This is a genomic window from Mesorhizobium sp. LHD-90, assembly GCF_030929505.1.
Classification (GTDB): domain Bacteria; phylum Pseudomonadota; class Alphaproteobacteria; order Rhizobiales; family Rhizobiaceae; genus Kumtagia.
Genome location: NZ_JAVFVV010000038.1, coordinates 1 through 24,909 on the forward strand (window position 1 = coordinate 1; position 24,909 = coordinate 24,909).

General features: G+C 61.0%; 19 protein-coding genes, 1 tRNA gene and 1 pseudogene. 15 read left to right on the forward strand and 6 right to left on the reverse strand.

Annotation, left to right across the window (positions count from 1 at the left end; genetic code table 11):
* Positions 1-842 precede the first annotated feature (842 nt).
* The 4 genes from RB623_RS29235 to RB623_RS29250 all read right to left on the reverse strand — a co-directional run bounded on the left by RB623_RS29235 (position 843) and on the right by RB623_RS29250 (position 3,512).
* Positions 843-1,061, reverse strand: coding sequence for a hypothetical protein (locus RB623_RS29235; protein WP_308060698.1), 219 nt, complete (start codon positions 1,059-1,061; stop codon positions 843-845).
* Between the two features lie 111 nt (positions 1,062-1,172).
* Positions 1,173-2,111 carry a Hint domain-containing protein gene (locus RB623_RS29240; RefSeq protein ID WP_308060700.1) on the reverse strand — a complete coding sequence of 313 codons (939 nt, stop codon included), beginning with the start codon at positions 2,109-2,111 and terminating at the stop codon, positions 1,173-1,175.
* Between the two features lie 359 nt (positions 2,112-2,470).
* On the reverse strand, positions 2,471-2,716 hold the full coding sequence (locus tag RB623_RS29245; protein ID WP_308060701.1) for a hypothetical protein: 246 nt from the start codon (positions 2,714-2,716) through the stop codon (positions 2,471-2,473).
* Positions 2,717-2,792: 76 nt separating this feature from the next.
* Positions 2,793-3,512, reverse strand: coding sequence for a Crp/Fnr family transcriptional regulator (locus RB623_RS29250; protein WP_308060702.1), 720 nt, complete (start codon positions 3,510-3,512; stop codon positions 2,793-2,795).
* A gap of 248 nt (positions 3,513-3,760) precedes the next feature.
* On the opposite strand from RB623_RS29250, the gene RB623_RS29255 reads away from it, so the two are divergent.
* The 9 genes from RB623_RS29255 (at position 3,761) to RB623_RS29295 (ending at position 16,770) form a co-directional block, all read left to right on the forward strand.
* Entirely contained in the window at positions 3,761-4,606 is an 846-nt protein-coding gene (locus tag RB623_RS29255; RefSeq protein ID WP_308060703.1) for a hypothetical protein, read from the forward strand.
* A 185-nt stretch (positions 4,607-4,791) separates the two neighbouring features.
* Positions 4,792-5,724 carry a formylglycine-generating enzyme family protein gene (locus RB623_RS29260; protein ID WP_308060724.1) on the forward strand — a complete coding sequence of 311 codons (933 nt, stop codon included), beginning with the start codon at positions 4,792-4,794 and terminating at the stop codon, positions 5,722-5,724.
* A complete protein-coding gene (locus RB623_RS29265; RefSeq protein WP_308060704.1) occupies positions 5,721-7,319 on the forward strand; it encodes an arylsulfatase in 1,599 nt (532 codons plus the stop codon). Before RB623_RS29260 ends, RB623_RS29265 begins: the two co-directional genes overlap by 4 nt.
* Before the next feature lie 14 nt (positions 7,320-7,333).
* Positions 7,334-9,718 carry an arylsulfatase gene (locus RB623_RS29270; protein WP_308060705.1) on the forward strand — a complete coding sequence of 795 codons (2,385 nt, stop codon included), beginning with the start codon at positions 7,334-7,336 and terminating at the stop codon, positions 9,716-9,718.
* A 119-nt stretch (positions 9,719-9,837) separates the two neighbouring features.
* A complete protein-coding gene (locus RB623_RS29275) occupies positions 9,838-11,364 on the forward strand; it encodes an arylsulfatase (protein WP_308060706.1) in 1,527 nt (508 codons plus the stop codon).
* A 59-nt stretch (positions 11,365-11,423) separates the two neighbouring features.
* A complete protein-coding gene (locus tag RB623_RS29280) occupies positions 11,424-12,890 on the forward strand; it encodes a DUF1254 domain-containing protein (protein WP_308060707.1) in 1,467 nt (488 codons plus the stop codon).
* Positions 12,891-12,964: 74 nt separating this feature from the next.
* Positions 12,965-15,334 carry an arylsulfatase gene (locus tag RB623_RS29285; protein WP_308060708.1) on the forward strand — a complete coding sequence of 790 codons (2,370 nt, stop codon included), beginning with the start codon at positions 12,965-12,967 and terminating at the stop codon, positions 15,332-15,334.
* A 145-nt stretch (positions 15,335-15,479) separates the two neighbouring features.
* Positions 15,480-15,722: a HupE/UreJ family protein gene (locus RB623_RS29290; RefSeq protein ID WP_308060710.1), complete on the forward strand. Its 243-nt coding sequence runs from the start codon at positions 15,480-15,482 to the stop codon at positions 15,720-15,722.
* A 529-nt stretch (positions 15,723-16,251) separates the two neighbouring features.
* Positions 16,252-16,770, forward strand: coding sequence for a hypothetical protein (locus tag RB623_RS29295; protein ID WP_308060712.1), 519 nt, complete (start codon positions 16,252-16,254; stop codon positions 16,768-16,770).
* Between the two features lie 125 nt (positions 16,771-16,895).
* Here the strand turns inward: RB623_RS29295 and RB623_RS29300 are convergent, their stop codons facing one another.
* On the reverse strand, positions 16,896-17,120 hold the full coding sequence (locus RB623_RS29300; RefSeq protein WP_308060714.1) for a DUF6471 domain-containing protein: 225 nt from the start codon (positions 17,118-17,120) through the stop codon (positions 16,896-16,898).
* A 417-nt stretch (positions 17,121-17,537) separates the two neighbouring features.
* On the opposite strand from RB623_RS29300, the gene RB623_RS29305 reads away from it, so the two are divergent.
* The 5 genes and pseudogenes from RB623_RS29305 to RB623_RS29325 all read left to right on the forward strand — a co-directional run.
* A complete protein-coding gene (locus RB623_RS29305) occupies positions 17,538-18,209 on the forward strand; it encodes a hypothetical protein (protein ID WP_308060716.1) in 672 nt (223 codons plus the stop codon).
* Between the two features lie 867 nt (positions 18,210-19,076).
* Positions 19,077-19,673: a hypothetical protein gene (locus tag RB623_RS29310; protein WP_308060718.1), complete on the forward strand. Its 597-nt coding sequence runs from the start codon at positions 19,077-19,079 to the stop codon at positions 19,671-19,673.
* Positions 19,673-21,400: a DUF5906 domain-containing protein gene (locus tag RB623_RS29315; protein WP_308060719.1), complete on the forward strand. Its 1,728-nt coding sequence runs from the start codon at positions 19,673-19,675 to the stop codon at positions 21,398-21,400. Before RB623_RS29310 ends, RB623_RS29315 begins: the two co-directional genes overlap by 1 nt.
* Before the next feature lie 414 nt (positions 21,401-21,814).
* Positions 21,815-22,099 carry a hypothetical protein gene (locus RB623_RS29320; protein WP_308060721.1) on the forward strand — a complete coding sequence of 95 codons (285 nt, stop codon included), beginning with the start codon at positions 21,815-21,817 and terminating at the stop codon, positions 22,097-22,099.
* 578 nt (positions 22,100-22,677) lie between these two features.
* Positions 22,678-23,172, forward strand: a pseudogene (locus tag RB623_RS29325) (tyrosine-type recombinase/integrase); the annotation flags it as partial.
* Positions 23,173-23,330: 158 nt separating this feature from the next.
* Here the strand turns inward: RB623_RS29325 and RB623_RS29330 are convergent.
* Positions 23,331-23,406 (reverse strand) — tRNA-Ile (locus RB623_RS29330).
* A 622-nt stretch (positions 23,407-24,028) separates the two neighbouring features.
* Between RB623_RS29330 and RB623_RS29335 the strand changes: the two genes are divergently transcribed.
* The gene (locus RB623_RS29335) at positions 24,029-24,742 is read left to right on the forward strand and encodes an SIMPL domain-containing protein (protein ID WP_308060722.1); all 714 of its coding nucleotides are present in this window, start codon (positions 24,029-24,031) and stop codon (positions 24,740-24,742) included.
* Positions 24,743-24,909: the final 167 nt, after the last annotated feature.

A 24,909-nucleotide genomic window follows, 5' to 3' on the forward strand; every position in this document is an offset into this window, starting at 1 on the left:
GGCGTGAGACGGGCATTCTTATGAATGTTCATTCGGACCCTCCGACGAATCTGAAGCGTGGTAACTCCAGTCTCCTCGGTCAGGTCCGAATGGACAACCTTCTGAAAGCCCACAGCTAGCGTGCCCTATGGGCGCGCACACGCTCCGGTTATTTTTTGAGATTTGGGGCTGCTATCATAGTCGTTCATCCATCTGATGACTTTCGCCCAGAAGTTCTGGACCGGGCCATCGGCGTGGCCGGTACTAATGCTCGGCCTGAAGTGTCCGACATGAGCGGCATCCACGGGTCGCATTGCGGACTGGCAGGTCTGGAGCCGGGACCGGGACATGCAGACGTTGTTTAGGCCCTCTCTTATCAAGGCGTTCTTGTCCGTAACCGCAGTAACAATTCCGAGGTTGTGAATCACAGCATCGCGGACGAGACGGCGCGTCTTCGCGGACGCCGGCGAGGTGACCCTCCGCCACTTCCAGGCAGAAAATCGCCAGCGATAGAGTCTCCGTCAGTGGCGTGCTTCCGTCCAGCTACAATGCCTATTTCCCCTTCCCTGACTCGAACCGCGCGTTGCCAGGTGACCTTCAAATCTGTTGCCGTTGTGCGAATCGGCTGCTCATTATGGAAGCCTATTCACTTCACGACCTTGTCATCGGTCACGCCGGCTGGAGGCGCTTCCAGTCGTCGAAGCTTCTCCTCGTTCGCCTCCCGGATCGACCTGGCACGTCCTTGTTTCGGAGTGTGGATAACGTCTCCACGGTCGATGCCGAGCACGGTCTCTATGCGGTATGCATCATTCCCGGGAGCCGTATCGTGTTGGGCCGGTGGTGCATGGCTTGGTGCCCTGGCTTCATGCAGCATCCTCAAAAGTGGTATCGGTATTGCGGATAAGCGACATCACTTTTTGATAGGCCGTTTCGCTGGGGCAAATCTTGAAATTTCGCATTTCGGCGCTGCCCGTGGCGATGGCGCTATCCATGCCCATCGCCGCCGAGGCCAACTTCGTGGCCGTGAAGGCTACGCCTGTCGTCATCGATGGCGACACGTTCGACATCGGCACGGAACGCATCGGCTCAAACGCCCGACGCGCCCGAGAGGTATAAGGCGCGCTGCGCGGCCGAACGGGTCGTCGCCCAGCGAGCCACGGACCGGCTGCGCCAGTTGCTGACGGTCAGCCCCACTACCATCGAGCGGACTGCCTCGACAAGTATGCGCTGCCGCCGCCTCGGGCGATGCGGGCACGGATCGATGCCGGAACCTGCCGATGGCTCATCGCTCGTGGCTGCCGCAGCTCCTCCATCGCTGGGGGCGCTTCGCCGTAGAGCGCTTGATATTCCGCATAGTTGTCGAAGCGCTCGCGCGAAACGTTGTCGATGAAGGTCTCGGCCGCCGCGCCCTCCGCCAGCACGATCTCATGGTTCTCCGTCTCGATGTGGTAGACGACGAAGCGCTCGCCAAGTTCGTCCGTCGGGATATGCTTGATGGTCGTGCCGTTGACCAGCGCGCCGGCATGCACCAGCACGCCATCGATAAGCAGCGCGTGCGTCGAGGTAAGGCGGAGGTCGCGGGAAGGCAGGTTTCCCCCGAGCGCGCCGGCGGAAATGCAGACCGGCCGCCGCCCGGCGGGAATGCCGAAGAAGGTCGAAAGCGTTTGGCGGCCGAGCCATTTGACCGGCACCGCTCGGCCGTCCTGCGTCAACACCGGATCGCCGATGGATAGCGTCTCGACGGCGCGCTCGCCTCCAGGGCAGCCGATCATCGTGCCGGCAAGGAAGCAGAGGGGAATATCCTCGGCAACGAAGCCGGTCAGGTTCGTGCCGACAGCGATGCTGTCGTCGTTGGAAAACAGGAAGAACTCACCGTTGGTATCCTCCGCGATGAACCCGGAAAACGGCGAGGCGTGCCCAACGTATGTATAAGTGCCGCCGTATTGGGCATCTGTGCCTGAGTCCGAGAAAGCCACCGTAAATTCTTCGCCGACCGAGATTGTATTTGTCCCGTCGTCAACTACTTCGGTGGCGTTGGCCGCACCATTCGCAACTTGTGCGTCGACATGGCCATTGGTGCTGTTGCCATTCTGGTCCAGCTCATAGAAAAAACTTGTATTATAGACTGCCATTGACGTTTTCCTCGTTGTCAGGCGGCGATCTGAAAATGCCGCCCGGTTGTGTCCCGCTCAAGCTTGATAACACTGCGGCGTAGCCGCGTTGCGAATTGCCCGCACATAAATATGATGTCCGCCTCATAAAAATTTACGCAGACTTACGCAGATCGTCAAATGTTTCTTTTTGTTGAGGGGTAAACAGAGAGATGCAACAACAAAACACCCACGCGCCAAACGATACCCTTTAGATATCGACGCCATTTTAACTCAAAATCCATCAAAGTCTTCTCTATTCCGCCGCAACTATTTCCATAATTCTTTCTTCATTGTTCTCCTTTCAGGGTTTTTCGGACACCTCTATCAAATTCGGAAGCCTATGCCTTCCTTGACGTTGGGGATCTCGTCGAAATGCAGCCTGAGCGGCAGATGGTCGTCGGTGGCCGAAGCCTGAAAGGCCATGCGGTCGGCAGCGTCGTCTGGTGGCGGGCCACCGGCAGCCAGGACTCGCCGAAGCCGCCGGTCAGCAGGCTGTTCATCGCCGCGACCTTTTTCTTGGCGGCCTCCGGCACAGGCAGTCTGCCGAGGAACGGCTTGGCGAGAAGGGTCAGGAAGGGGAGCATTGCTCTTCAACCTCCGGTTCGCGCGATCGAAAGAGGGCACAATGCCGAGACCTCGGACGCGGCATCCACTGCCGCCTCAGCTATGGTCGCGCTCATACGCTTTCACGCGCTCGATGAGCACTGCCGGTTTGATGATCTTCAGTCGTTTATAGGCGATCTCGATGACGTTCGCCCGCTCGAGCTCGTGAAGTACGGTCCCGACGGCGTTTCTCGAAAGATTGGCGAGACGCGCCAACTCTTCCTGCGCGAGGTCAACCTCAGGCTGTTCCTCCAGCATGCCTCTGCCCGACCGATATCCTCCAAGCCTGAGCAGGACTGCGAAGCAGCGGACTTTCGAGTCTCGAACCATCAGGTCACGCGCCACGCCTACGGCGACATCCTGGTTCATGAGGATCAGGCGTGCGAAGCAACGCCAGGCATCGTTCCTGTTGGAGGAGTCGTTGATGACGGCATCGATTTCGCGGAGCGGCAGGATGAACATCTGAAGCGACACTTGTGCCACTACGCGTACGCGCCGCGGTTCGCGGACAAGTATGGCGGCCACTCCGAACCAGTCGCCGGGCCGCAGGATATGCGACAGCCTGGGTATTCCTTCGCCCGTCGCCGTGGACACCGCGGCGTGCCCGGATACGACACACATCATGGGACCTGGAGGGTCTCCTACGTCGTAAAGAACCTTGCCGGCGGGCAAGGTCGTGAAGTTACCTCTTGCCAGCACGGCATCCTGGAACGACGTTGGCGCCATTTTGAGCCAGTCGGTACCCCGCAGGAAATCCTTCTCTGATCCGTTCGGCATGGCGCTGCTTCTCTTCCCGACTGTCGAGGTCTGGCGCGTTCGCAATTGCTCATTCCAAGTTTTCGATCGGCTCAATCGGAGAATAACGGTTCGGTCTAACGAGAGAAGCCGCCGTCGATTTCGACCAACACTCCTTATTCAATCTGCCATCTAAATTCGAGCTAGATTGCCCACGGCTGGGCAAACGACGTCGAAATAGGTGTTATCGTTCTTGACGGCAGTGGGTGAGCGAGGAGGGGCCGCATCTCATGAAGTCGTCGGCTGTCGCGCCTGGTGCGCTCTGCCTTTTGGGACGTGGCCAACGGGGCATGCACGGGCTTGCGATCGTGGCGTCGCTGCTGTTCGCCCAGCCCGGCCTGGCGCAGGAAAACGCCGGTGGCGGACAGTCGCTCGACCAGGCAGCCAACGACCCGACCGCATCGCTGATGTCGGTGCAAATCTCCGACTGGTATGGCTTCAACTATCACAATCTGTCTGGCGTGGACGACAACACGGTGGTCCTGCGCTCGGCGATCCCGTTCCAGACCGGAAGCCTCAATCACATCTTCCGCATAACGGTGCCGTTCATCACCGACCATCCCGTGCTCGACACCGGCCTGTCGGACATCACGGTCTTCGACCTCGTGACCTTCGATGAATCCTGGGGGCGCTGGGGCGTCGGGGCGGTAGCGCTCTTGCCGACCGGCGGCAGTGACGGCGGCGCCGACCAGTGGGCGCTCGGTCCGGCGTTCGGGTTCGTGGCGCGACCAGCGCCTGGGCTCCTTGCAGGCATCTTCAATCAGAACCTGTTCCACATCGGCGGCAACCAGGCGCTTGGCCAGGCCGATGTGAACATCAGCAACATTCAGCCCATCCTGAACTATCAGCTTGGCGGCGGCTGGTCCGTCGGGACCTCGGAAATGAATATCATCTATGACTGGGACGCCAGCGAGTTCACCAATCTGCCTTTGGGAATATCACTTTCCAAACTGCACAAGTTCGGCGCGCAGCCCGTACAGTTCAACGTGCAGTACGAGCATGATTTCTACGACGATGCTCCGGTCGCCGCCGACACGGTGCGCGCTTCGGTCAAGTTCCTGTTCTCGACAAAGTAGGAACGCCTGAGCACAAGCACGAAGCGTCGGGTGTGGAGTAAGGAAATAAAAAGAGGGAGTGAATAACCGGTGCCCAGCCCCCATTTGATCCAGGGTTCGACCGCATGAACCAGGCTGGCGCGCTCATCCCGCAACCGCGGACCGATTCGACGGCCGCGGGACGCGACGCCAACGTGACGCGCGATATGGTCTGCATTCCCGGCGGGACTTTTAGGATGGGCTCGGACCGTTTCTATCCGGAGGAGGCGCCCGTCCACACCGTCACGATCGATCCCTTCTGGATGGACCGAACTCCGGTGACCAATCGCCAGTTTCGCGACTTCGTCAGGGCAACGGGCCATGTGACGTTTGCCGAGCGCGCGCCCTACCCGAAGGACTATCCGGGCGCCCAAGCGCACCTGCTTCACCCGGGCTCGCTGGTCTTCGTGCCGCCCGACCTCGCGGTCGGAACTGAGGACTGGAGCCAGTGGTGGGAATTCCGCCTCGGCGCCGACTGGCGCCACCCATACGGACCGGGCTCTTCGCTGCGCGGCCTCTTTGATCATCCCGTGGTGCACGTCGCCTTCGACGATGCAAAAGCCTACGCGGAATGGGCCGGCAAGGAACTGCCCACGGAGGCCGAGTGGGAATTCGCCGCGCGCGGCGGGGTCGACGGTGCGGAGTATGCCTGGGGCGACGCGTTCATGCCCGACGGCAGACCGATGGCCAACACCTGGCACGGCCTCTTTCCCAACGTGAATACGAAGCTCGACGGCTTCGAGCGAACCTCGCCGGTCGGCTTCTTTCCGCCCAACGGCTACGGGCTTTCCGACATGATCGGCAATGTCTGGGAGTGGACGGTCGATTTCTATGCGCCCAAGCACGAGGCGGATGCCGCCAAGGCCTGCTGCATTCCACACAATCCTTTCCGCACCGACCCTAGCAAAAGCTTCGATCCCTGCCAGCCGCACATACGGATTCCGCGCCGCGTCCTGAAAGGCGGCTCGCATCTCTGCGCGCCCAACTATTGCCAGCGCTACCGGCCCGCGGCGCGCCACGCGCAGGCGGTCGACACCTCCACCACGCATATCGGCTTCCGCTGTGTGGTTCGCAATCAATCAAACGGGAGAGGATCATGAAAGCCCCGACAGGAACGACGAGCGCGCTTGCGCTCTGTGGCGCCCTGCTCCTTGCAGCCCCTGACGATACCATGGCGCAGTCGGTCCTTTCCAAGGCAACGCGCACCAGCGAGAGCATGGAGCCGGCGCTCGTTCACCCCGACCAGCAGGCGGCTGCTCAGGCGAAGCTCGACGCGCTGCGCACCAAGAGCGGACAGAGGCCGAACATCGTCTGGTTCCTGATCGACGACATGGGTTACGGCGACCCAGGCGCCTATGGCGGCGGCGCGGCAATCGGCGCGGCGACACCCAACATGGACCGGCTCGCGCACGAAGGGCTGAAGCTGACATCGACCTATTCTCAGGCTACCTGCACGCCGACGCGCTCGGCGATCCTGACCGGCCGCCTTCCGGTGCGCACCGGACTGACGCGCCCGATCCTCAAGGGCGACAAGATCACCGTGAATCCTTGGGCCGAGGAAATTTCGCTGCCGAAGCTGCTAGGCGAAGCCGGCTATGCGACGGTTCTGTCGGGCAAGTGGCATGTAGGCGAAGCCGAGGGCATGCGTCCGCAGGACATCGGCTTCGACGAATATTACGGCTACTACGCAGCCCAGAAGGAGATCACGCAGGGTGTCTACAAGGAGCGCTACCCCGATCTCGTGCTCAACCCCGAGCGGCTGGAGATGCTGCGCAAGGCCGGCGACAGTCGTTCCCTGATCCACGGCTTCAAGGGCGGGGAGACCACCGAAGTGAGCAGGATCGAAAGCACCGCCGACATGGCCGAGGCGGACCAGCGGTTGAAAGAGTTCAGCGTCAAGAAGATCAAGGAACTGGCTGCGGGAGACGCCCCCTTCTTCCTCGAGCACTCCTTCATGAAGGTGCATGCCGATAATTTCGCGTCGAAGGAGTTCGAGGGAAAGAGCGCCAGCAAATACCCCTACAAGGATGCAGTGGTCGAGGTCGACGCCATCATCGGCGACATCGTCAAGGCGCTCGACGAGTCCGGCGAACTGGAGAACACCTTTATCTTCGTGACCTCCGACAACGGGCCGCAGCTCGATGCCTGGCCGGACGGGGGCTATACGCCGTTCCGCGGCGCGAAAGGTTCGGCATGGGAAGGCGGCGTGCGCGTTCCCGGCGTCGCCTACTGGAAGGGGACGATCGCCGCCGGCCGGGAGAGTGATGAACTCTTCGACCTGATGGACCTCTTCAACACGTCGCTCAATCTCGCCGGCATCGCCGACAAGATCCCGACCGACCGCTACATCGACGGTCTCGACCAGACCTCGTTCCTGCTCGCCGATGACGGCCGGTCCAACCGCGAGAAAGTCTACATCTGGAACGAGCAGGACCTGATGGCCATGCGCATGTATGAGTACAAGATCCACGTCAGGGTCGTCGAACACAAGGCGCAGTGGCTGAACATCGACATGACCACGGCGAGCGATGTCGGCTTGGCTCCGTGGTTGTTCAATCTCTACATCGACCCGAAGGAGGAATATCCGGTCGGCCACCGCATGAACGCTTGGCTCGCCTCGATGGCCGCGGAGTTGAAGGGCCACGCGGCGACCTTCAAGAAATATCCGCCGAAGAATATCGGCCTCGGTCAATAGGCGAGGATTCCGCGATGAATATACGTCACAGACGTGCGCTCGGCCTCTGGTGCAGTTCGTCCCTGTTCCTGGCGGCCGCGCTCGCCCTGGTCAGTCCGGCGCACGCCCAAACCGCTACGCCCGATGACGGGTCGGTGCTGCCGATCCCGCCGGCCCCCTTCAAGGGCACGATCGACAAGACATTCGAAGGGTCGAAGCAGGATTATCCGCAGCCGGTCAAACCGCCTGAGGGGGCGCCGAATGTCGTCCTGATCCTGCTCGACGACCTCGGCTTCGGCCAGCCCGGCACCTTCGGCGGACCAGTGCCGACCCCGGCGATGGATGCTCTCGCGCAGGAGGGTCTGCGCTACACCCGCTTTCACACCACGGCGATTTGCTCGCCGACGCGGGCGGCACTGCTGACCGGCCGCAATCACCACCAGGTCGCGACCGGCACGATCACAGAGCTTTCGACCGGCTATCCCGGCTACAACAGCCTTTGGCCGCGCAGCACCGCCACCATCGCGGAAATCCTCAAGGACAACGGCTATTCGACCGCTGCCTTTGGCAAATGGCATAACACGCCGGACTGGGAAACCACTCCGATCGGACCGTTCGACCATTGGCCGACCGGCCTGGGTTTCGAATATTGGTACGGCTTCCAGGGCGGCGAGACCAGCCAATGGGAGCCGCAACTCTTCCGCGGCACTGTTCCTGCGGAGCCTTCGAAACGGCCTGAACAGGGCTACAATCTGAACGTCGACCTGGTCGACGACGCCGTCGGCTGGATCAACCGGCAGCAGTCGGTGGCGCCGGACAAGCCGTATTTCGTCTATTTCGCGCCAGGCGCCGTCCATGCGCCGCTGCATGTCGGCAAGGACTGGATCGACAAATTCAAGGGACAGTTCGACCAGGGCTGGGACAAGGTGCGAGAGGAAACACTGGCGCGGCAGAAGAAACTCGGTGTAGTCCCGGAGAATACCGATCTCACGCCGCGTCCCACCGAGATTGCCGCCTGGGATACGCTCGATGCCGATGCCAGGAAGGTTTACGCCCGCCATCAGGAGGTCTTCGCGGGCTTCCTCGCGCAAACCGATCATGAGATTGGTCGCCTGATCGATGCTATCCGCGCGCTGCCGGACGCCGAGAACACGATGGTCATTCTTGTCGCCGGCGACAACGGGCCGAGTCCGGAGGGCAGTCTGACTGGCACGCTCAACAATATGATGACCCAGAATGGCGTGCCTGACACGGTTGCGAACCAGTTGCCCAAGCTCGATGAGATCGGTGGTCCTCTCCACGAGAACCACTATCCGGTCGGCTGGGCCTGGGCGGGCTCGTCGCCCTTCCAATGGATGAAACGCGTGCCGTCCCATTTCGGCGGCACCAGAAACGGCATGATCGTTTCATGGCCTGCGCGAATCAAGGACAAGAGCGGATTGCGCACGCAGTTCCACCACGTCATCGATATCGCGCCGACAATTCTGGAGGCGGCAAAACTCAAGGAGCCGACGGAAGTTAACGGCACCAAGCAGGTGCCGATGGCCGGACTGAGCATGGAGTACAGCTTCGATGACGCCAAGGCAGCCGGCACACGCCATACCCAGTATTTCGAAACTGGCGGCCATCGGGCGATCTACAATGACGGCTGGGTTGCTGCCTCGTTCCACGGCGTGCCCTGGGCGCTCACGGGATCGATCGGTTTCGACAACGATACCTGGCAGCTCTACAACACCGACGAGGACTTTTCTCAGGCTCACGACGTTGCTACGAAGAACCCGGAAAAGCTCGCCGAACTGCAGAAACTTTTCGACGAGGAAGCCGGGAAATACAATGTCTATCCTCTGGATGACCGGTTTGCGGAGCGGGGCGTCAATCCCGCCCGCCCGTCCTTTACCAAGGGGCGGACCAAATTCGAGTATGCGGCCGGAACAGTCCGGATTCCTGAAGGCAATGCGCCTCCGATCTACCAGCGCTCGCACAAGATCACGGCGACGGTCGATGTGCCGGACGGCGGCGCCAGCGGCGTCATCATCGCCACGGGCGGCTCTTCGGGCGGTTACTCGCTCTATCTCGAAGACGGCGTACCGGTCTACGAATACAAGTTCTTCGGACAGGAAAGCTATCGCGTTGCCGGCACGGAGGCCTTGCCGCCGGGCCGGCACACGATCGAACTCGTCTACGAGCAGAAGCCGTTCGAGAAGTTCAAGGAAGTGACCGGTGGTCCGGCGACGCTGAGCGTGGACGGCAGGCAGGTGGCGACGGGCGACGTGGCCAAGGTGGTGCCAGCTCGGTTCTCCGCCACCGAGACGCTCGACATCGGCATGGACCTCGGAGCGGTCGTCAGCACGAGGTACGAGGAGCATGCGCCTTTCGCATTCTCCGGCACGATCGACAAGGTGACGGTGGAGGTCGAGTAGGCGGCAGGATCGAAGTGGTGAAGGTGTCGCAGTAGCCGGGGTGAGTTGCGCCTGGCCATGAAGAGTTGAAGCGAGGGTTGGACATGAAAATCGGAACGTTAGGGTCCCTGAAGTACTCCATGCTTGCGGCCGCAGCCATTCTGGCAGGCGGGCTGGCGTTGCCAGCGCACGCCCAGGAACAAGCCAAGCCAAACATCCTAGTGATCATGGCCGACGATGTTGGCTGGATGAACGTCTCGTCTTATGGGGGGGACATCATGGGTGTGCAGACCCCCAACATCGACCGGATCGCCGAGGAGGGGCTTCGGCTGACGTCGTTCTACGCGCAGCCGAGTTGCACGGCCGGTCGCGCAGCGTTCCTGACCGGCCAGCTCCCGGTTCGCACGGGGATGACAACGGTCGGCACACCCGGCTCGCCGGCCGGTTTGCAGCCTGAGGACATAACGATCGCCGAGGTGCTCAAGTCGGTTGGCTATTCGACGGCGCAGTTCGGCAAGAACCACCTGGGCGATCTCGACGAGCACCTGCCCTGCAATCACGGCTTCGACGAGTATTTCGGCAATCTCTACCACTTGAACGCGAACGAGGACCTCGAAGATCCCGATCGTCCGGAAAACCCTGAATTTCGTTCCAAGTACGATCCGCGCGGCGTCGTTTCATGCACCGCGGGCGGCAAGGTGAACGACGAGGGACCGCTGACCACTAAGCGCATGGAGACCTTCGACGAGGAGGCGCTCGACAGGTCGATCAAGTATCTCGGGGAAAGGGCGAAAGACGCAAAGCCCTTCTTTCTCTGGCACAACCCGACGCGCATGCATGTCTTCCTTCACCTGAAGGACGGGCGTAAGGGCGTTTCCCGAGCGGGAAGCCAAGACATCTACGGCGATGGGCTCGCCGAGCTTGACGATCACGTCGGCCGGCTGCTGGCCGAGCTCGACAGCACGGGCCTGTCAAAAAACACGATCGTCGTCTTCACGACCGACAACGGCGCCTACCAGTACATGTGGCCCGAAGGTGGAACGACTCCGTTCCGTGGCGACAAGGGCACGACCTGGGAAGGCGGCGTGCGGGTTCCCTTCGCGATCAGGTGGCCGGGCGCGCCGGGGCGGCGTGTCTCGTCCGAAATCGTCGACTTGACGGACCTCATGCCGACGCTCGCCGCAGCTGCCGGCGTCGCCGACCTCGCTCCAAACCTGGCAAAGGGCGCGTCGTTCAACGGCAAGGACTACAAGGTTCACCTCGACGGCTTCGACCAGGGAGCCTTCTTCCGCGGCGAACAGCAGAATTCGAACCGCAAGTTCGTCTTCTACTACGACGAGACGGTGCTCACCGCGATCCGCTACGACTACTACAAGGTCACGTTCTCGGCGAAGGAAGGCGGCAAATGGGATACGCCGTTGCTGAGCTACGGCCGCCCGATGATCACCAACCTGCGCATGGATCCGTTCGAGCGCCAGGATGGCGACGTCAACAGACAGCTGTCGGAACACAAGACCTGGGCGCTGACGCCGATGGTCAACATCGCCGGCCAGCATCTGGCGACGTTCCAGGAATTCCCGATCCGACAACTTGGCATGAGCGCCGACGTCGGCAAGACCATCGAAGGCGTGCAATCGCAGATCCTGAAGCTGCAGCAGGCGAACTGACGGAGTGCTGCGAAGCCGGGGGCGTACGCCTCTGCAGGCCGTCCAAGGAGCGAGTTGCCATGAATATTGCGTTGACCGCCTTTGCCGCCGGCCTGATTGCGGCAACTCTGGCGTGCGTTGCTCCGAACACCGTCGCGACGGCGGCGGACAAGCGCACGCCGCCGCCCGAACTCGGCACCATGTCGGGGCTGGAGGCGCAGGCCTTCTATCTCGGCGTGAATGCCGTCATGTGGGGCTACCCCGCCGTGTTCTTCGAGGATCTGATGCGGGGCCGCACGCCGCCTGATGCCGAAGAGAAGACCGGCAACCCGCGCGCCCAGGTGAACCAGTTCGGCCTGGTGCGAGACCTTCGCGGTCCGGAGTTCAAGCAGATCGCCACACCCAACAACGACACGCTCTACGCTCAGGCCTTCGTCGATGTGAGCCGCGAGCCGCTGGTCCTGTCAGTGCCGGAGGTCGATCCGGACCGCTACTACGTCATGCAGCTCTGGGACGTGAACGGCGATACTTTCGGCCATGTCGGCTCGCGCGTCACCGGGCGGGGCGCCGGCGACTATGCGCTCGTCGGTCCGGATTGGAAGGGCGAGCTTCCGGAAGGCGTGAAGCGCATCGATAGCGAATACAACAACTTCGCCATCTGGGGCCGCATCGGCGTCAACGGTCCTGATGACGTTGGGAATGCCCGCGCGATTCAGGACAAGTTGAGGCTGACCCCGCTCAGCCAGTTCGGGAAATCGGAGGAGCAGGTGCCGCCGGATATGGCCTTTTCCGAGCAGCGCGTCGCCTATGAGAAGCCAGCCGACCTGCCCGACGGCCTGGAGTTCTATTACAAGCTGGCGCGGTCGATGAAGCACACGCCACCCAAGCCGGTGCAGGACGCCGTGGTCGCAGACAGCCTCGCCTACATCGGCTTCCGCAACGACAATACGGAATTCGACTACAAGAGCCTGTCGGAGGAGGAGATCGCCGGGCTTTCCAAGGCCTACCAGTTCGCGCTGCACGTGATGGACGTCAACGCCCAGACCGTCGGCGTCGCCGTCAACAACTGGCGCTGGAACCCGAAGTCCGGGATCATGGGCACCGACTATTTGTTCCGCGCCGCCTGGGCCAAGTGGTACACCGGCGGCAACGCTTCCGAGGAAGCGATCTACATGGACGGACGCATCGACGACAAGGGTGAGCCTTTCGACGGCGGCAAGAAGTACACGATGCGCTTCGAGAAGGGTCAGCAGCCGAACGTAAACGACTTCTGGTCGCTGTCGATGTACCACCTTTCCGACGGATCCTTCGTCGAGAACCCGATCAAGCGCTATTCGATCGGCGACCACACGCCCGGCATCGTGACCGCCGATGACGGCTCACTGACGCTCTATGTCCAGCACGACGAGCCCACCGACCCCGCGCAGAAGGCCAACTGGCTGCCGGCGCCCGAAGGCGGCTTCTATCTCAATCTGCGCCTCTACGGGCCGGACGATGGACTGGCCAACGGAACCTGGGCGCCGCCGACGGTGAAGGTAACGCAATAGATGTCGATGGAAATCGATCGTAGAGTACGAAGGAGGCTGAAATGTCATTTCGATTGAGGTCCCCGCTAGGACGGATGTCGCCGCGCACCTTGCGAAGCACGACGATCCTGCTGGCGTCGGCGGTCGTCCTGGCCGCTCCGGCACATTCCCAATCCGTCCCGGACGACGGCTCCGTTTTGCCCTTTCCGCCGGTTCCGATGGCCGGCAAGGCGGCGGCGCGTCTGCAGGATTCGACCATGGCGTGGCCGCAGGAGCCACAACGACTGCCAGACGGCGCGCCGAACATCCTGATCGTCCTGCTCGATGACGTCGGCTTCGGAATCTCGGAGACTTTTGGCGGCGAGGTGCATACGCCGACGTTGACGAGGCTGGCCGAGGAGGGCGTGAGCTACAACCGGTTCCACACCACCTCGATCTGTTCGCCGACGCGCGCTTCGCTGATTACCGGACGCGACCACACGCGCGTCGGCAACGGCACGATCGCGGAGCGGGCGGTGGCCTTCGACGGCTACACCGGCATCATGCCCAAGACGGCGGCGACTGTCGCCGAAGTGCTCAAGAACTACGGCTATCACACCGCAGCTTTCGGCAAGTGGCACAACACGCCAGCCACCGAGACCACGGCGATCGGGCCGAAGGATCGCTGGCCGAACGGCTACGGCTTCGAATATTTCTACGGCTTCCTCGGCGGCGAAACCTCTCAATGGGAGCCACGCCTCACGGAGAACTATGACGCCGTCGAGCCGCCGCACGACGACCCGAAATACCATCTGACGTCGGACCTGGTCGACAAGGCGCTCAACTGGCTCGACGATTATCGCGCCTACGATCCCAACAAGCCGTTCCTGATGTATTGGGCGCCGGGCGGCGTGCACGGCCCGCACCACATCTTTCCCGAATGGGCGGACAAGTACAAAGGCAAGTTCACCGACGGCTGGGACGCCTATCGCGAGCGCGTCTACAAGCGCCAGCTCGACATGGGCGTCATTCCGCCCGGCACCGAATTGACATCCCGCGACGAGACGATGGCATCGTGGGACAGCATTCCCGCCGAACAGCGGCCGTTCCAGGAGCGGCTGATGGAGCTTTACGCCGGTTTCGTCGAGCATACCGACACCGAGGTCGGCCGGCTGGTCGACGGCATCGACGCGCGGGGGCTGAAGGACAACACGCTTATCTTCTACGTCTTCGGCGACAATGGCTCGAGCGCGGAAGGTCAGCAGGGCTCGATCAGCGAACTGCTGGCCCAGAACAACATCCCCAATACCCTTGAGCAGCAGCTTACAGCGCTCGACGGGATCGGCGGGCTCAAGGCGCTAGGCACGTCGCGGACCGACAACATGTACCATGCAGGTTGGGCCTGGGCCGGCAGCACGCCGTTCAAGGGCACCAAGTTGATGGCGGCCTACTTCGGCGGAACGCGCAACCCGATGGTTGTGTCTTGGCCGGGCAGGATCAAGCACGACGGCAAGATGCGTGGCCAATTCCATCATGTCATCGACATCGCGCCGACGATCTACGACATCCTCGACATTCCCGCGCCAAAGGTGGTGAACGGCTACGAGCAGATGCCCATCGACGGGGTCAGCCTCGCCTACACGTTCGATGACGCTGCGGCAAAGGGCGCGAAGGACATCCAGTTCTTCGACAACAACGGCAGCCGCGGCATCTACGACAATGGTTGGTACGCAGCGGCGAAGGGGCCATTCATCCCGTGGGACACGCCTGGGTCGTCGAAGCGGCTGGCGACATGGGACTCGGCTGCCGATGAGTGGGAACTCTATGATCTGACTTCGGACTTTTCGCAGGCGAAGGACCTCGCCAGGCAGAACCCCGACAAGCTCGAAGCGATGAAGAAGCTGTTCCTTGAAGTCGCCGAGAACCGCCAGGATTTCCCGATCGGCGCCGGCAACTGGCTGAGGCTGCATCCGAAAGATCGGGTGACGACGGTCTATAACGAATGGACCTTCGGACCCAACAACCGCCGCATGCCCGAGTTCACGGCGCCGGGCGTCGGCCGGCAAAGCACGCAAGTGACGATCGATGCCGAGTTCGGTGAAAACGCCAGCGGCGTTCTCTATGCCGTGGGCGGCTCGGGCGGCGGGCTCAGCGTCTACATGGAGGATGGCCACCTCGTCTACGAATACAACATGATGATCATCGAAAACTACAAGGCGCAAACGGAGAAGCTCGCGGCCGGCAAGCACCGGATCGTCATCGACACGAAGATCGAGAAGCCCGCCGGTCCGGCCGAGGTGGTCATCAGCGTCGATGGCGCCGAGGCCGCGCGTGCGACGGTGAAGCGCACCGTGCCAGTCGCCTTCACGGCGACCGAATCCTTCGACATCGGCGTCGACCTGGGTTCGACCGTTTCGCTTGCCTATGAAGACAAGCGCCCGTTCGCTTTCGACGGCAAGATCGAGCAGGTGAAGGTGACGCAGTAAACGCCAAGCGCAACGAAGAGAGTGGCGTGTCCTGCTACTCGTGGTGGTACACGCCCATCCTGCACAATCCAGCACGGGGTGAAAGCGGCAACGTGCAGACGCGCGTCATTGATGGAGAGGAGACTATGATGTTTGCTCGAGATGGATGGCAGCCGTCATCGTCGGCGCCTTCGCAATCTTCCGCGGGCGTGCCCATGGCACGGAGCTGCCGGCGGCGGCCGACGCGCTGGCCTATGCGGTCGGCTTCCTCGTTGGCACCGGCCTCCTGCGTCTGGCCGGCATTACCCTGGGGCTGGCGACGAAATGGGAGGCCGGCAAGGTCGCGGTCCGCGCAATTGGCGGCGCCATCGCGGTGGCGGGATTGGCCTTCCTGACGGGATACGCATGACACGGCGGGTCGTACTGGCGCTCGCGATCCTTGTGACGGGGCTGGCTGGCCCAGCCGCAGCGCGCATAGTCCGATCAAGGGCATCGGCGTGTTCTACAACGGTTTTCTTCACCCCATCCTTGGTGCCGGCTCACTTGCTCGGGCTTACGGCACTCGGACTGATCGTCGGCCAGCGCGCGCCGCGCGGGAGTCGCCATGCGCTGCCCGTACTCGCAGCGGCAATCGCGCTGGCGCTTGTCTCGAAGTCCATGATCCAGCTGCCCATGCCACAGTGGCCAATTCTGGCGACAGCGCTTGCCGCAGGGCTTGCAGTCGCGCTGGCCCCGCAGTTCGGGAGGACAATCCTGCCGACGCTCCTGGCGGTGGCAGCAGGTCTCCTGATAGGACTCGATTCCAGGCCCGACGGGATTCCCGAACAACAGGTTGGCTGGCGCTGGCGGTACGGCCCTCGGCGCCACGTCTATGTCGGTGGGCTCACCGCCTGGCTCGACCGGCCCTGGCAGAAGATCGCTACCCGGGCTGCCGGATCGTGGATCGCAGCCAGCGACATTCTGGTTCTGCCATTCGATTTGATAAGCGTAGGGTCCCCGGCATGAGTTTCCTGCGCCGTTTCCTTGCCGAGCCCCTGGTACAATTCCTGGTCATCGGCATTGCCCTGTTCGGCTACACCGCCGTCGACCGATCACCATCGGAAGCCGACAGGCAGATGATCGAGGTGGGTCCGGGTCGCATCGCCCAGCTTTTCGGGACGTTCTCGCTAACCTGGCAGCGCGCGCCGAATCCCGAGGAACTGAACGGATTGGTCGAGGCCTTCGTGAAGGAGGGAATATTCTATCGCGAAGGAACCAAGATGGGTCTCGACCGCGACGACACCGTCTATCGCCGCCGGATGCAGCAGAAGATGGAGTTCCTGAACGGGACCCAGCCGGCGATCCGGAAGTGGACGAGATCCGCGATGTCGCGCTGCGCGACTGGCAGGCCGGAAAACGGCGCAGGATTGCCGAAGAGCGCTATCGCGAGATGCGGGCGAACTACGAGGTCATTGTGACGCCGGCGGGGGAAGAAACGACATCGGCAACACAGGTCACAAACTATGCAGCGAAAGCGTCACGCCCTGTAGGGCTGTTCACGCGATCTGGCATATCCATGCAGCCACGATTGGATCTCTGACTCCTAGTCCAACCGCAATTGCTCGGACCCAATCGCCCGAAGACACTGCAGAAGGAAGACCGCCGAAAAGCTGCCGCGCGAAACCTTGTTGCGGACGTTCCGCTCGTTCTCGTGGACACCGATCTGGGCCAAGCGATCCGTTAACTCGCTGTACTTCACGCCTCTCCGCTTGAGTTCGCTCTTGAGGATGCGGCTCGCCTCCGCGGTCCACTCTTCCGGCAACTTCATTCAGCTCTCCAAAAAATTTATCTAAGCAGCCCTTGCAGGAGCAAAAAAGGCATCGTAGATAATGCTAAAGACATCACCTACGATGAAAGGCACTCTATGACTCTTGACCACTACACCGCACGCGTCCTCTACAACCTCGTCCTCGAACTTAGCAGTGAATTGGATCTTCACTACGAGGATAGCAACATGCCCACGCTCCAGAAGACCGTCGATGCCGTCGCAGACGCAGTCGGTCACATGAAGCGGAATGGCTGCCCCGTCCCAGAAGTCTACGACCATCTGATGCAGCGCTACGAGCGGTCGGGGGCTCAAGCCTCACATCCCGTGTCTGAAGGTAAGCACTAACACAAGGTTTTTCCACTTGCGCCTCCCCCCGCGGGGAGGCGCACCTACCGTTTTCACCGTACGGAGACCCGCTTGAACTGGAAATACGACCCTTCCCTGACTAGTGCCGATTACCTGGCTATCGCGCGTAAGCGCCTCGCATACAAAGCCAATCGCTTCGAGCCATATGGTAGTCGGCTCGATTGGAGCGACCGGCTCGAGTTCTGGCTGCAGGACAGAGTGTTTCAGCATCTGCTCACGGCTGATGTCGCCAGCGAATTGGCTGTCAGCGAGAACCGCAAACCCCGGATTTTCTTGGACGCTCGGATCAACGTCCGTGGAAATCTGGAGGTGACCTGGTGGGGCGGAACGCGCGGCGTCGAATGCACGGAGGATTTTAATCTGCGTGTGGCATTGCATCCGCCCGCCTACTATGGCGATCAGCCGCCGGCGCAAGTCATTTGGGTCGAGGGGTACCGAACACTCGTGGATCGAGTGCTGCACCATCACAACCCTGTCGCCAAGGCGCTGGTGTTTGGGGTGAAAGCCCTGATTGCGGAAGTCGCTGACGCGCTGAGCACCAAGTTCGACGTGATTGGTAGGGCCGACCTCGTTATCGGCTACACGTGGAAGCGGGTCAACGCGATCGACATCGTGTCGATCGGTGATGAGGCGAAGATCAAGGCTATCGTAGATGAGGAGCAACGAGCCTACAGTGCATATGCCAAGCAGGAGTTGAAGAAATTTCCTGGGTTTAACTCGTAATGCTCCCTGTGGATTGGCTTAGCAGCCTGCAGAGACAGTCCGTAAGGCGGAAGGCAGCGACTGATATATCACACACTTTGCCAGTTCGCGGGTAGCGGAAAGTGATACCTATTAGTCTATGGGACACCTATCGCCTTCCGTGAGCCATGCCGCCGATCCACCATCCGCAACATATAGGCTTCGGCGACGATCAAACTTGCGCTTCGTGAGCTGCGGTTGCATTAACCTGCGGCATGGGCTCTGCCAAAAAGCGCGAATGGGCGCTCCTTAGTCATCTCGCGGACGTTCTCGGCGAGGAGTCTGTGCGTCGTCTCTTAGAGACGCACAAGGCCTCGCTGCAAGGTGAGTATCACCCCGATGTAGCCGCGGCTAGGTATCACGCAAAACCTTCCGAAATAAATCGCGAATATGTACAAAACTCTATTATTGATGTTGCCGATAATCGAATATATGCCAATTCTGAATATGCAGAGAGTGAAGAGATATCAAATCTCAGTATCTACATCAATGTTCAGATTGATCTTTCGGATGTCAAAAAGCTGATAAATTTAGCCAAACCGCGAGGCCGACCACCTAAGCACGACTGGAATTATATTCGTAGACTTGCTCAAAACTTGGCACAGGACTGGAACGGGAGCGAAAGTGCACTGTACGACCGCGTCCGGAAGTGCCTTCGAGAGGAAGGAATAGAACCCCCACACCCCTCCCAGTTCAGCCGATACGTCAGTCAATATCTCTGACTGTTGACATCATCTGTGCAAAAATAGCAGCTCTTTTTGCATATTTTGCGTGGCATCACCGAGGGTGGTTTCCAATCTAGGGGGCACGGTCAGACTATCGACCGCCCCTTAAACAGGAACACTGCACATGCCCTCCTTCTTCAACAAGCTCTGGCCCTCCAAGCCAGACGCCTACATCTCCACCTGGACCAAGAACAATAAGGTCCAGTTCTTCCACACCTCCCAAGCCGATCGGGCTGAACGCTATCTCCACGAGCAGGCTCTCATCGAAGATGTCTACTTCGGCGTCGGCTTGCTCGCTCAACCGCCCCAGCGTGGCCGTGGATCGGCAAATGACGTCTCCCATTTGCCTGGGTTCTTCATGGACTGGGATGTTAAGCAGCCGGGCAATGAGGCGCACGCCAAGACCGAACTGCCAGGGTCGGTCGAAGACGTTTACACCTTCATGGACGAGATCGGCCTCGCGCGCCCTTCCGTCGTGATCAACTCCGGCAATGGCATCCACACATACTACGTGATGGAAAACGCGCTGGATCTTCGCGATCCGGACACCAGGGCGAAAACTGCGACTGGCCTCAGGCAGTTCCAGCGGGCCATCATCGATCAGGGCAAAGCGTTGAGAGGCTGGAAGCTCGACAACACCGCCGACCTTGCACGTGTCCTGCGCTGGCCTGGCACCTTCAACCACAAGACCAATCCGCCGAAGCGCGTGGAGATGATTTGATGGAAACGAAACCCCTTCACAACATCGCAGAGATCGAGCAGTGGGTATCGGAGAAGCTCGACGACCTGAAGAAGCTGGCTGCGGCGTCTACACCGACCGGACGGAACAAGCGCAACCCTTCTGCTGACGGACAGCCGGCTTCGGCTAACGAAACGGAGCCGTCTTTTGCTGCCATCGAGGCTGGATGCGCCTGGGCCGAGGCCGAGGCGATGAACAGTCGCATGCCGGAACCAACCTGGTACGCGCTTGCAGGCATCGTCGGTCGGTGCCGTGATGGCACCAAGCTCTTCCACGAGATCTCGAAGGTTGATCCGCGTTACGACGAGACCGAGACGCAGGAAAAGCTCGAGCACGCCGTTGCAGCAGCTGGCCCGCGTACGTGCTCGAATATCGAAGAGGAGTTGGGGTCCGAGCACTGCGCCGCCTGCGTTTTCCGGGGGAAGATCGGGTCTCCCGTATCGCTCGGATTTAGGCCGGCCAATGCCATCGGCCTGATGCGGGAGAATGTCTTCATCACCGACCGGCGTCACTATCTCGAACTGGCAACCGGCGCATCTGTGCCGTTCCAATCGTTCAACGACAAGCACCGGCATCTCACGGGGGAAGATACACCTCACTATCTCCTGTCTTCCTCCAAGCTGACTAGGAAGGTCGATACCATCGCATATCAGCCTGGATCTCGGGAGCGGTTCGGTCAGGACGAGAGCGGATGCTCTGTGATCAACACGTGGAAGCCTTCGCCCATCGTTCCGGTGCAAGGGGACTGTTCCACCATCCTGGATCACCTGGAAAAGCTGATCCCCGATATGGCATTCCGGGACCATTTGCTGAACTGCGTCTCGTTTCTCTTCCAGAAGCCTGGTGTGAAGATCAGTCATATGGTCTTGCTCCACAGCACGCAGGGCACGGGAAAGAGCCTGTTCTTCAAGCTCTTGGGCATGCTGCTGGGAGACGAGAACTTTCAGGTGGTTGAGAGTGACCAGCTTGGCTCGCGTTGGACGGCCGGAATGGCCAATGTGCAGGCAGTGGTGGTCGAGGAGTTCAAGACTTTCGAGCAACTTGAGACGTACAACCGGCTGAAGCCGTGGCTCACGGATCGGTGGGTGAGGGTGGAAGAAAAGAACATCCCGCTCTATGACGCCCGCACGCCCGACTTTTTCATCGGCGCCACGAACCACGACAATCCCATCAAGCTCGAAGACGGCGACCGTCGGTTCGCCTTCTACACCTCGCCGATGCAACCGCAGCCCCCTGAGTACTACACTCGCCTCCATGCAGCTCTCAGCACCGAAGCAGGAACGTTCCTCCACTTCCTGATGAACCGCGACCTGTCGTCGTTCAAGCCCGGCGCCCATCCGCCCATGACGGAGGCCAAGCGGGACCTGATTGATCGCTCTCGCCCGATCGTGACCCAGGAGATCGTCTCCATGGCGGGTGAGGAAGCGCTGCCTTTCTGGATCGATCTGGTGACGGTCGAAGATGTCCGCGACGCCATCAACGGTCGCCTGAGGAAGTTGCCGAGCAATTACCAGGTAATGCAGGGGCTCAGGGCTATCGGTGCCAGGAGCCTGCCCAATGCTGTCCGCATTGACCTAAAGCAATGTCGGTTCTGGGCGTGGCGGAACGTCGACAAGTGGCTCGAAGCCACCCCGGAAGAAATCCGGCGGTACCAGACGTCGATGCGTGAACGGGCTGCGATTGCCGCTGCTACTATGCCAGAGGAGTAGCGAATGTCACCGATTTGGAGCCAGGGGCGGTCGTCGACCGCCCCTGGCGATCTTTGGCATCGAGGCGGGGGGTCGGACTTGCTACAGTGCTACAGTGCTACAGCAGATTTTTCTTGGATGATTTTGGAAGTCGGGAAAGATGTCTGAGACCTCATCCGCTTTCGACATTCAGCTGGAAATTTCGACGCTGTAGCACTGTAGCGGTGATGCAGTCTGGCCCGGTGATGTCTTCCGAGTAATCGACCGATACCCCATACACCTTGGCGCTTTGCGCCTCCCATTCTGGCTGCCCCTCCACCACATTTGAGAGACCAAACAACCACCCTGGATGGTTTGTCTTCTGCGCCGTAGACCTCTTTCGCTGCGTCTCAGTGGACATGCTGCGACGAAGTGACTCATACGAGTAGGACTAACATGAAACGCGCCAGCACCTTGCCCGACAACTTGGAGCCCTTTGGGGTCAACCGCGAGCAGGCCGCAGCATTAATCGGCGTTGGCACCACCACGTTCGATGTGATGGTCGTTGACGGACGGATGCCGCAGCCGCGTATGCCGAGCCGAGAGCGATACGTTTGGGACGTTGAGGAGATGCGTCAGGCTTTCCGTCGGCTCCCGCATCGTCATGGCGCTGTTGACACGAAGACTTCAAACAGTAACCCTTGGGATCGCGGGACGCAGTCGCACCGAGTTTTTCAATGAAATTCAGCCTGAAAGGTGTGGTTGAGGATACCGACAGGCACGGAAACGTCAGGCTGTACTTTCGTGCGCCGGGCCGATCAAAGGTCCGTTTGCATCAGAAGCCTGGCACAGCAGAGTTTCACGAAGAGGTTCGCTGCGCGCGAGAGGGCATTCCATACGGACCTGGCGCTCAGTCGCCTAGGCTGTCATCCCCGCAGGGGAAAAGCTCGAAGGCGGGCAGCTTCCGTTGGCTCTGCCAAGAGTATGTCAGACGCGGAGGCGGTGAGATCTCAGCCGACACAATGGCGAGGCGCCGGGCGATGCTTGAACGGATTTGCTCCCTCCCTCACCCCATCGTGGGTTCGCCTGATCGCGAATTTCCAACCAAGGGCGATCTCCCGTTTGCCGGCCTGAGGCGGGTCCATGTAAAGGAGCTTCGCGATACCCGCATTGGGTCACCAGGTGCCGCTAACAACATCACCAAGGCCATCAGCGCCCTCTATGAATGGGCGAAAGATGCCGAGTTCGTCGACGTCAATCCGGCCAACGGCGTCAAACGACTAGCCAGCGGCAACGAGGACGGCTTCCACACCTGGGAGATGTCGGAGATCGTTCAGTACGAGGCCCGTCATGCGCCCGGCACAACGGCACGTCTCGCGCTGGCGATCTTCATGTATACCGGTTTGCGGCTCTCGGACGCCGCGATCTTGGGCAAGCAGCACATCACGTCGGTCCAGAACCGCGAAACCGGCGCCTGGGAAAAGTGGCTGAAGGTCATCCCGGGTAAGTCGAAAAGCAGGGTGCACGCCGCACGGGTCTTTGTCGAGTTGCCACTGCTCCCTGAGCTTGAAGCGGAACTTGCTCAAACTCCGTCGGATCGGCTCACCTTCCTGGTCACCGAGTATGGCAAGCCGTTCTCCGAGAAGGGCCTTGGAAACCGGATGCGCCGATGGTGCGATGAGGCGGGACTGCCGCAGTGTAGTGCCCACGGCATCCGGAAGGCGGGTGCCACAGTAGCCGCAGAGAATGGCGCCACACACGAGCAGCTGAAGGCGATCTATGGCTGGACAAATTACCAACAGCCTGACCACTACATCAAGAAAGCGCGTCGCCGGAAGGTCGCGCAGTCAGCTGGATCGCTTCTGGTGTTCGACCGAAACGAGAACGAAATTGTCCCACTTTCTGAGGCCCACGATGGCGTGGGACAAAATGCGCAGAAAAAACCAACAAAAACAATGGCGAGAATTGGGAATGGTGGGCCCGGAGGGACTCGAACCCCCAACCAAGCGGTTATGAGCCGCCGGCTCTGACCATTGAGCTACAGGCCCCACCTAGGCTGGATTAGTCGGTTCCACGCCACCGCACAAGTCTCTCGGGGGGACATATGGCGCGGCCGGGTTACCCGTCCACGGCGGATTTACGACATTCGCTCGGGATTTGCGTCAAGCGTCCGGTGGGGGCGGTGACGGTTGTAGCGAGGCTGGAACCATCGACATGTTCGGCGATCGTGTTTCTGTGGAGCGGATGTCGACGGGTTGCCGGGGAACCCGCAAGGTCATGCGCCCTCGCATGGCGCGGCGACACGGGCGCTGCTTCCGGCGACAGAGCATCGAACGCGGCGGCACGCGGACGTTCTTGTCCCAGCGCGGCCGCGCCTGGCCCATCCCGCGTCGCGCGGCGCCGGCCCGCCACCCTATTGCCTATGACATGAGCGGGCGTCCAAAAACCCACAAGCCTGTATCGAACCTCGCCACCTGGTGTTGCGGTGAACCCTCGATCCAACGAGGCGCATATCCGTCTGAGTTCGGTCATCCCTCCCCGCACGTAATTTAACGTCGCCCGCGGCAACTGGCCCCGCCGCAATCAACCCACAATCCCTGCTTACCTCGGCCGAGGTCGGCCGGAAAACGATAAGACAGTCGACTTGGCAACAACCACGGAGAGAATTTCATGATGCCCCGCTTCCTGCCGCCGGCGCTCGCCGCGTGCCTTCTCGCGCCGGTGCCGGCCGCGCTTGCCCAGCAGGCCCAGCCGCCGCGCATCGTCGTCATCGGCGAGGGCGAGAGCGCCATCGCGCCGGATCTCGCCATGCTGTCGCTTTCGGTGATGCGCGAAGCCAAGACCGCGCGTGAGGCGATGGACGCCAGCAACGCCGCCATGGCCGCGGTGATCGCTGCGGTGAAGGCGGCCGGCGTCGCCGACCGCGATCTGCAGACCGGCGGCCTGCAGATCAATCCGCGCTACAATTATGTCAGCAAGCCGGACGGCACCCAGGAGGGCGAACTCGTCGCCTATCAGGTCAGCAACACGCTTTCCATCCGCGTGCGCGATCTCGCCAAGACCGGCGAGATAATCGACAAGGCTTTGGAACTCGGCGTCAATCAGGGCGGCGGCGTCTCCTTCGCCAACGAAGATCCGTCCAAGGCGCTGACCGAAGCGCGCAAGCTGGCGGTCAAAAACGCCATGGAAAAGGCTCGTACGCTGAGCGAGGCGGCGGGCGTCGATCTCGGGCGTGTGCTGGAGATTTCCGACCAGACCTATGCCGCCCCTCCCATGCCGATTACCGCCAAGGCCTTCGACCGCGCGGGCGCGGAGAGCGTGCCGATCGAAACCGGCGAGAATTCCTACAAGGTGCAGGTCACCGTGACCTTCGAGCTAAGATAGCCGACGTGTCAGAGGCGTCAGAAGGCCCGGAAGGTTTCCCTCCCGGGCCTCAGACTGCTGACAAACCCCTGGCATTAGCCGGGGGTTTTTGATTCACTGGGTCATGTTGAAGCGACCCGTCCCCGAACAGACCGCGCTCGAAATTGTGACGTTGGATCAGTTGGTCC